Raw genomic sequence first — 254 nt, forward strand, 5'->3', positions numbered from 1 at the left:
GGAGGAAGTTGAAGTGGGTGGGAGAGAGGTCGAGGACGTTGGGGGGGTTGGTGAGGTGGTGGATGTGGTGGTTGAGGGTGATGTGGGGGTAGGTGATGAGGGAGGAGTGGTGGTGGTGGGGGGGGTGGTGGTGGGGTGGTGGGGGTGCGAGATTCGGGGGGAGGTGGGGGAGATAGGGTGGGAGGTGGGGGGTGTGGAGGAGAGGGAGGAGTTCGGCGGAGGTAGGGTAGAGGGACCGGGTGAGGGGAGGGGTG

The 254-nt window shown here is 66.5% G+C and carries 1 protein-coding gene; it reads left to right on the forward strand.

Annotated elements, in window-relative coordinates:
- The coding region (locus FS507_RS20090; protein ID WP_186314785.1) for a hypothetical protein at positions 1-254 on the forward strand (254 nt) is incomplete at both ends.

Source organism: Corynebacterium glyciniphilum AJ 3170 (assembly GCF_007673095.1).
Classification (GTDB): Bacteria; Actinomycetota; Actinomycetes; order Mycobacteriales; family Mycobacteriaceae; genus Corynebacterium.